Origin of the sequence: Aidingimonas lacisalsi (assembly GCF_008079445.1) — a bacterium.
In the GTDB taxonomy this organism is placed as follows: Bacteria; Pseudomonadota; Gammaproteobacteria; order Pseudomonadales; family Halomonadaceae; genus Aidingimonas; species Aidingimonas lacisalsi.
On sequence record NZ_VRYH01000017.1, the window covers coordinates 21,475 to 30,003 of the forward strand.

General features: G+C 49.2%; 8 protein-coding genes. 3 read left to right on the plus strand and 5 right to left on the minus strand.

All coding sequences use genetic code 11. The features are described from left to right. Positions 1-4: 4 nt before the first annotated feature. Positions 5-1,180: an NAD(P)/FAD-dependent oxidoreductase gene (locus FVV99_RS18155; RefSeq protein ID WP_148255534.1), complete on the plus strand. Its 1,176-nt coding sequence runs from the start codon at positions 5-7 to the stop codon at positions 1,178-1,180. After that, positions 1,181-1,525: a RidA family protein gene (locus FVV99_RS18160; protein ID WP_148255535.1), complete on the plus strand. Its 345-nt coding sequence runs from the start codon at positions 1,181-1,183 to the stop codon at positions 1,523-1,525. Positions 1,526-1,789: 264 nt separating this feature from the next. On the opposite strand, the gene FVV99_RS18165 is transcribed toward FVV99_RS18160, so the two are convergent. From FVV99_RS18165 to FVV99_RS18185, 5 genes are all read right to left on the minus strand, one after another. Beyond that, entirely contained in the window at positions 1,790-3,031 is a 1,242-nt protein-coding gene (locus tag FVV99_RS18165) for an NAD(P)/FAD-dependent oxidoreductase (protein ID WP_148255536.1), read from the minus strand. Between the two features lie 109 nt (positions 3,032-3,140). Continuing rightward, positions 3,141-4,145, minus strand: a complete 1,005-nt coding sequence (dctP, locus tag FVV99_RS18170; RefSeq protein ID WP_148255537.1) for a TRAP transporter substrate-binding protein DctP — start codon at positions 4,143-4,145, stop codon at positions 3,141-3,143. A 48-nt stretch (positions 4,146-4,193) separates the two neighbouring features. Beyond that, positions 4,194-5,492 carry a TRAP transporter large permease gene (locus tag FVV99_RS18175; protein WP_148255538.1) on the minus strand — a complete coding sequence of 433 codons (1,299 nt, stop codon included), beginning with the start codon at positions 5,490-5,492 and terminating at the stop codon, positions 4,194-4,196. Further along, entirely contained in the window at positions 5,485-5,967 is a 483-nt protein-coding gene (locus FVV99_RS18180; protein WP_148255539.1) for a TRAP transporter small permease, read from the minus strand. The genes FVV99_RS18175 and FVV99_RS18180 overlap by 8 nt, the downstream gene beginning before the upstream one ends. Positions 5,968-6,370: 403 nt before the next feature. Next, positions 6,371-6,715 carry a hypothetical protein gene (locus FVV99_RS18185; protein ID WP_148255540.1) on the minus strand — a complete coding sequence of 115 codons (345 nt, stop codon included), beginning with the start codon at positions 6,713-6,715 and terminating at the stop codon, positions 6,371-6,373. Between the two features lie 230 nt (positions 6,716-6,945). Here FVV99_RS18185 and FVV99_RS18190 point away from each other — a divergent pair, with 230 nt between their 5' ends. Further along, positions 6,946-8,304, plus strand: coding sequence for a CHAD domain-containing protein (locus tag FVV99_RS18190; protein ID WP_148255541.1), 1,359 nt, complete (start codon positions 6,946-6,948; stop codon positions 8,302-8,304). Positions 8,305-8,529: the final 225 nt, after the last annotated feature.

Genomic DNA, 8,529 nt, shown 5'->3' on the forward strand with positions numbered 1-8,529 from the left:
CATAATGCCTGCTGAAATTGTAGTTATCGGAGGTGGTTTGCACGGCTGCAGTGCAGCGCTTCACCTCGCATCAGAAGGATATAAAGTCACCGTTTTAGAGAAAGACTATGTCGGGCGTCATGCATCTGGTGTAAATGCAGGAGGTGTGAGGAGGCTTGGTCGCCATCCGGCGGAGATCCCTATGTCAATGCTTGCCTGGGAACGCTGGAACCGCATGAAAGAAATTGTTGGTGATGACTGTGGGTTTCGTCCAGTTGGCCAGGTTATGGTGGCTGAAAATGATACCGATCTTGAATTACTGCAAGAACGAGAAAATCTAATTAAGTCGATGGGATTTAATCATGAAATGATGATATCAAAAAATCGCCTTAATAAGATGATTCCGGATGTGGCACCGAGTTGTTCTGGCGCACTATTATGTGAGGGTGATGGTTATGCGAATCCGTATCAAACCGTTATAGCGTGGAAGTGTGAAGCTGAGAAAAGAGGCGCTGTATTTTGCGAAAGAGAGTCCGTACAAGATATTGATAAAAAAAGCTCTGGGTGGTGTGTTGCAACCAACCTGAAGACGTATGAAGCGGATATTGTTATCAACTGCTCCGGTGCTTGGGCATCCGAAATATGTGACAAAATTGAAGAGCCTGTTCCGGTGAGTCCGGAGTCATTAATGCTTATGGTCACAGAGAGGCTGAGTAAGTTTCTTACGCCGGTAGTATCGGCGACCTCCCGGCCTCTTTCATTCAAGCAATTTGAAAATGGGACAACTGTTATTGGAGGAGGAATAAAAGGACGGTTTGATACTGAACTTCAGGTCGCAGAAACACAGCTTACTGGATTGGCTGATAACGCCGATACGGTTGTTAGTCTTTTTCCATTCATGGATAAAGTCAAGATTGTTAGGGCTTGGGCAGGCGTTGAGGGGTGTCTCCCTGACAACATACCCGTGTTAGGGCCTAGCAATAAGCATGATGATTTCTATCATGCTTTCGGGTTCTCTGCACACGGCTATCAGCTTAGCCCAATAACCGGGGAAATCCTCGTAGATTTGATTAAAGGAAAAGAAAGCAGGGTTTCCATTTCTAGCTTTTCAATTTCAAGATTTTCGGGAAGCGCTAGTTATTCGCAACCCGAATATAATGAATCATCCTTTTTGGCTAAAGTTCCTACAGGAGATATTTAAATGATTAATCGCCAAATCAAAACGCCGATCATGCATCGTGCAGTGGAATCCAATGGATTTGTGTTCTTCGGTGGAATTACTGCAGATGATAAATCAAAGGACATTGCCGGACAAACCACAGAGGTCCTTGACAAGTTAGAGAACTACCTATCTGAAGCTGGTACCGATAAAAGTAAGGTTGTCATGGCAACTGTATATGTGTCTGATTTATCGAATAAATCGGGATTGAACCAGGTATGGACGAGTTGGTTCGATGAAAATGAACTACCTGCTAGGGCGACCCTAGGTGTCGCAGACCTGGGAGAAGGAATTTTATTGGAGTTGGTTGCCACTGCCGTTATTTAGTGTTGTAGTATTTGCCCACCTCTGCATATCCACTATATTTAACACAAAGTTCGTCCTAGGGGATTATGTCGAGGTGGGAGGCGTATGCGGTAATTCCGCTCGCACGTACATGAGGGGGCTAACATTCGTCTAGTGCCTAATAGCTAGTAGCCTGATAGTGAGAATAGGTAAACTAAAAGGTCGATTCAGCCCTCAAATGTTTAAAATGATTGTCAGGAGTGAAAGAGATAGTAGCTAGTGGTAATACATTGAGGTATTGACAATTTAGCAGTGCATAGCATAGGAAAAAGGAGTGATATCAACTTTCTGACTATTTCCGCTTACCATATCAGCAATTATATTCGCTGTTCCTGGTGCACCAGACATGCCATAGTGGCCGTGACCAAATGCATAAAAAACGTTCTTGTACGTTGGCGAAACATCAATCAAAGGTATGCTGCTTGGAAAGGATGGCCTATCGCCAACCCACGCTTCTGATCCAGATGCAGACAAAGATGGAAAAATGCTTTTAGCATTACTTAATAAAGTGTCAGCTCTAGACCAGTTTGGTAGAGAGGATAGCCCAGAAAATTCCACAGTTCCAGCTAACCTAAGACCATTATTCATTGGCGTGGAAAAGAATTTGTGATCCCCAGAAACTATTGGGAGGTTGGGCATAAAACTTGGGTTCATCAAGGTTAGATGGTACCCCCTTTCGTTCTCCAGCATGACTTTATCAAGATCCTTCCGCATCAACGTCTTAGAAAGTGCTCCGGCGCACACGACTAAAAAATCAGCATCATGAGTATTAACCCTTGATACGACTCTTGCTCCAGCCTCCGATGCGATAACTTCCTTGACATCATCTTGAACGAAGATGCCACCGATTTCCTCAAATTTTTTTACGACTGCGTTTACAAGAAGGTGAGGGTTAACAGTATAGCTAGCGTTACCTATGTACAGCGCATACCTTATGTCATCGGATAAGCTGGGCTCAAAGTTTCTTATATCTTCGCCATAGAGCTCTTCGTAGTGAACTCCGATATCATCGCGCAAACTTTTGACAAAAAAGTCACCTTTAGACACTGGTTTTTCCTTAAAAACATGGAGGTGTCCAGTTGTCTTGATGAGTCTATTGTATTCCTCCTCTCCCAATATTGCCTTGTACTGGTTCAAAACATCCTTATTTAATTCGGAAAGGGTGTGAGCAGCATATTTCGCATGAGATTCTCTCGATTCTAACAACCACTTGAATAACCATGGAAATGCTTTAGGGATATGTTTCCAACGAACCGATAGAGGGCCCTCACGATCAAATAGCCACTCAGGTATTTTCTTCCAAATCCCTGGAATAGCCATCGGAATGATAGAAGATGAACTGATGCCACCAGCATTACCAAATGAACATCCATGTCCAGGCATACTTTTATCAATCAAAGTTACAGAATAGCCATCTTTTGCTAGCCGCAAAGCACAACAGCTTCCTACTATTCCGGCACCGATGACAACTACCTTCTTTTTTGGCATAAAACAGTCTCGAGGAGCACGTGTTATTGAGAGAAAATCATTTGAGAAGGAAAAGCAAAGAGAGATGGGATGCGCTTGAAAAAGCGCATCCCATATTTATGCATATAACTTATTCGGAAGGATAACCAACAGCTTCTTCAAGAATGGGAGTCGCCCAATCTTCGCCCATGTCAGAAATTATTTCGGGCCAAACATCATTTTTGGCTGCCTTCGCACTCGCTTCAAGCAATTCATCAGAAGCGTCTACTACGACTGTGCCGGCCTCCTCGAGACGTTTTTCATAAAGCTCTTGAGAAGACTCTGCCTCTTCCCAGCGCTGGCTTTCAAAGCTCTTGGCAGCATCGAGCAGAGAGGATTGTGCCTGTTTGTTTAACCCCTCAAAGGTATCATCGTTGATTAAAAGATACCAAAACTCAAAATGGGTGTTTTGAGGAATATAATACTCAGTGACATCCCTCAATGAGTTGTAGTAGCCTTCTGCGCCGGCACCCATCGCACCATCAACTACGCCCGTTTGAATGGAGGTAAATGCTTCGGAGAACGGAAGAGGGGAGCTAATATAGCCTAGTGCATTACCAAGTAGTGAAAAAGTTTTGAAAGGGGGAACCCTTAGTTTTATCCCTCCTTTATCATCCACACTATCTACCTCTACAGGCTCTCTGTTCAAAGAGATACCGCCAAAGTAAACAGGGTAGCCTGCCAATACTTTAATATTCTGTTCTTGATAGCGATCTGCAACAGCCTCACGGATCGCAGATCCTCTTCCAAAAATTTCTGTAGCCTCATCCCAATCAGATGCTAAATAAGGCAGAAGACCAATTTGCAATTTTTTATCAGCACTGCTGGAAATCGGCTGGAGTGCCATCTCCACGGCACCAACAGAAATTCTCTCCTGTACGGTTGTATAATCTCCTAATGAGTTCGCAGGAAAAACTCTGAAATCAATATCATCGGTTTTTGATGTGACAGACTCAACTAGAGCCTTGACGTTCTTATCATGCTCAGTGTCTTGTGGCCTTAAGTGAGAAATCTTCAGAGTGTCAGCCATAGCACTGGTTACGTCTAAAGAGACGATAGTACCAAGCAAAATTGCAGTAGTTGTTTTGAGTTTCATCTTTAACTCCTGGTTGTTGATTTGTTGCATTTTTACTGAGGTCACTTTTTAGTAACCAAAAATACCTGGGATAGTTGTTGATAATCCAGGCCAATATGCCGTTAAGAGTGCCACGGGTATGTAGGCACAAAAGAGCATAATCATTGCGGGCTTGATAATATCTGAAAATTTTGTATTACCAACCCGTGCAGCTAGATACAAAATACTTGCGTATGGAGGCGTAACTCCACCCATAGCCGTGCTTACACCGATGATTGCCGCAAACTGTACCGAACTCACTTCCATAGCTTGCATTAGGGGCATGAGCAACGGTGCTACAAGGATGATGGCAGTAATATCATTTACCACCATGCCGAGTAAAAAGAGTAATAGACACACCAAAAGAAGCAGGAAATACTTGTTTTCAGTAATCGAAAATACAGAATCAACTAAAGCTTGCGGGACACCGTTCATTACAAACATTTGACTTAATATCAGACTGAAAAAGATCATGATAAGTATGGCGCCAACGGATGTCCCCGCTTCCTTCCCTGCTGAAAGTAAAGATTTGACCCCTAGACCTTTGTAAACCAGCCACCCAACCGGGATAGCATATATCACAGCGACAGCAGCAGCTTCAGTTGGAGTCATTACTCCACCATAGATGCCACCGAGAATGATAAATGGCATTAAAAGAGCGGGAGTGGCGGATAAGCCCCGCTTTGAAATTGAGTGGATTTTCTTTCTAAATGGAAGAGGCTCGTTGAGAATTAGGTTGAATTTGCGAGCCATGAAAATATTAACTATCGACAGAAGTAAAGCAACAAGTAAGCCCGGGCCCAGCGTTGCTAGAAAAGCGGCGAGTATGGACGTTTCAGTTACCCAGCCAAATATTATCATGGTAACACTGGGTGGGATTAGCAGCCCTAGAACGGAGGAATTGGCAATTAGAGCCGCTGCAAACGGTCTAGGGTAGCCGCGTTTTTCCATTTCTGGGATAAGGACCGGACCAACCGCTGCGACCCCGGTCAAACCACTCCCGGAAATAGCACCAATGATTCCACAGCTGATGGTAGCGACGACACCCAAGCCACCTTGAATCCTCCCGACAAACTCATTCACCAACTTCAAAAGGGATTCAGCAATACCACTAACGCTCATTATCGTCCCAGCAAAGACAAAGAGAGGAATTGCGAGCAAAACTGGTGACGATATCTGATCATAACCCCAAAGCATAACACCGTTCATTACGGCATCGCCTAACATAACCATTGCAAGCATTCCACCAGCAAAACAGTACGGGAGGGGCACGCCAATTGTTAAGAGAATCACGAGTACACCAAGTGCAACAGCGGCCGACTCAAGCATTCTTAGTCACTCCTTTTTTGTTAACCAGACTGAATAAACGGCTAAGGATATTAAATGCCGTGAATGCACACATTGCGAGGAGGCCAAAAAAGAGAGCGGCGTCAGCATACACAGTAGGAAGGTATAGAACTGGGGTCATTTTATCTGTACTGAGTGAATGCGCAAAGAAGTCCCAGGCCCAAAATGTAAGCCACCCAGCAATTACCAGGCTTACACAATCCGAGACGACCAGCTGTATTGTCTTTGCCCGTGTGGTCTTGAGGAAAATTTCCAATACATTTGCTCTAATCTGCTGGTCTTCTCTTGACGCATTCACGCTTCCTAATATATATAGCCATAGGACAGGGTACATCAGAATATCTTGAAGACCCATCAATGGAACACCTAATACATATCTTGTTATCACTTGGGAAAACTGAAGCGCTGCTATGATAATTAATAATGAAGCCAGTATTATTTTGAAAGCGGTGTTCATAAAGACCCCGTAAAGAGTATCAAACTATTTTCAGTCTGAGTAAAGAGTTTGTAATTATCAGCTGTAAATTGTTATGCACTGAAGTTAGCATTTCCTATAGGTAGTGCACCAATATTATTTTATGCAACACCTATGCAGCATTGTTATGCCTTCCCGGATACAGTCATCGTCGTTTTCATCTAATCCCGCTTAGAGGTTCTCAACGAGCGTTTCTCCTTGGAGCGTAGGGAAGCCACTCCCAATAAAATGACACCGCCCATGAGTCTGACCCATCCCGGAACGTCGCCATGGCCGGCGACAAAGTCACCACTCCGACACGCCGCCAACTGTTATGGTCGTGCCCCTGGTGAGCTGAAGCTCTTTCAGGGGACAGACCACTCCTTGGCCCTGTCGGGTATGGTGCCTACGTAGTTGTCGTGACATCGGGGAGAGCGGCGGTTTGCTTTGCCTTGAGGGTTCGTTGTATGGCGAAGGTGGTGATGATTATGCTCACGCCGATCAGGGTGCCGAGTTGACTCGGTATCAGGGTGAGGGGGGCTGCGAAGAGCAGCACTAAGCGCGTTGGCCAACCGGTACGCACGAAGCCTTGCCCGACTATCGCGACATTGAGCGCGGCTAGGGCAAGAAGACTGATGGCGGTCACCAGGGTTTGATCCCATGGGTCACCTTCCAGTAACAGAAGCTCTGGCCGGGCAACGAATAGGAAGGGCAGAAAAAATCCGGGTAAGCCGATTTTTACTGCCTGCATGGCGGTAGCGAAGTAAGGGGCCTCAGCAATGCGAGCTGCGTGCTGGTGCCTCGGCACGGCACATGCAGGGGTATGCGTTAGGTCGCTAAACTAAACCTTGCCTGGATGACACCGCTGATCGCGACTGACGTCGCTCCTTCAACGCGACTGCTGGCTGCGATATGGTGATTACTTCCCGTCGCGACTGACGTTGCTCCCTGGACGACTAGACTGACAGAGGGGAGGTCGAGATGCCGGAACTTTTCTTGATGCGCCATGCCAAGGCCAAGCGCGGCCATGCCGACATGACCGATCACCAGCGACCGCTGAATCGGCGCGGCCACCGGCAGGCGGCGGCGATGGCTCTGGCCCTGCAACGGGGGAACGCCCTGGCGGGGGAGATCCACGTCAGCAGCGCGCGTCGCACACGCGAGACGCTGGAGGGAATGGCCGCTCAACTACCCGACGAGCCCCTGACCGAGCGTATCGCTTTCCACGACGCCCTCTACACCTTCGACAGGCAGGCCCTGCTCGAATGGCTGCGCGAATGCCCGGCCGAGGTCGAACGGGTGCTGATCATCGGCCACAACCCGGCATTGGTGGAGCTCGCTCGCTGGCTTTGCCGCGCGGCTCCGGAGTCACTGCCGACCGGTGGCATGCTGCATCTCTCGCTGCCCGAGGTACCCTGGCAGGCGCTGGGCAAGCACAGCGCCACGCAAGTCGATAGCCTGGTGCCCGCCGAGGCGAGTCATGCACTCTTCAAGCGACAGGCACCCAAGGCGCCCAATCTCGACAAGGTCAGCCTCGGCCAACGAATCCCCGGCCTGCTGAGCCACCGCTATCGGCTGGTGAGAGCCCTGGAGCCCGGGGTGATCGCCGGTCTCGATCCCGAGTTTCTGCACCAGTATCGTGTCAACCTGCGCCGCAGTCGGGCGATCGGCGAGTCGGTGCTGGCCACCACCGAGGTGCCCGGCATGAAGAAGGGGCTCAAGCGGCTAAAGCGACGCGCTCAGGCGACCAGCGACCTGCGGGACCTGGACGTGTTCCTGGAGAGCCTGACACAGACGCCGCCGCCACTGACGGAACGCTTGCGCAGAGATCTCTCCGACTGGCTGAGTGCCCAGGCGCAGGAGCGGCACGCGTTGCTGTGTCGACAGTTGGGTGACTCCGACTACGCCGAAGATATGCGACGTTGGGAAGACTTCCTTGCGTCCAAGGGATTGCGCAAGGCGCTGCGTGGCCTCAAGCCGGCACGCGTAGAGGCGGTGTTGGATGAGCGTATCGCACTTCACAATGGCGACCTGGCGGCACTTTCAGCCGACTCCGATGACGCCGCCTTCCACGAGCTGCGCAAGACGGTCAAACGCATCCGCTATCTGGCCGAGCTTGACCCGGCACGCCACCGCGCCTTCCTGGCCGGGCTGAAGCGACGCCAGTCCCTGCTCGGCGACCTGCAGGACCTGTGCACTCGTCAGGCCTGGATCCGCGCCTTCATCGATGCCACCGGCGAGGCACCCGAGCGGCAGCAGGCCTGCGCCGACTGGCTCGCCGCGCTGGAGGCCGAGAAACAGACGCTGCGCCAGGAGATCATCGCGCTGGAGCCGCTCTAGATGACACCGCCCATCGCGACTGACGTCGCTCCTACACAACCCGTGCCACTGCAATGGTGTAGGGCGGTGAGCCCGGCCTGAGTGGCACCGCTGATCGCGACTGAAGTCGCTCCTACCTAAAATCGGCTGCGGGTGTTGTAGGAAATGGGATGGACCCGTCCCTCCATGTGCCAAGATGAAGATTAACGCCATCTGCGTGTGCATGGGGCACCACACGGCATCTCG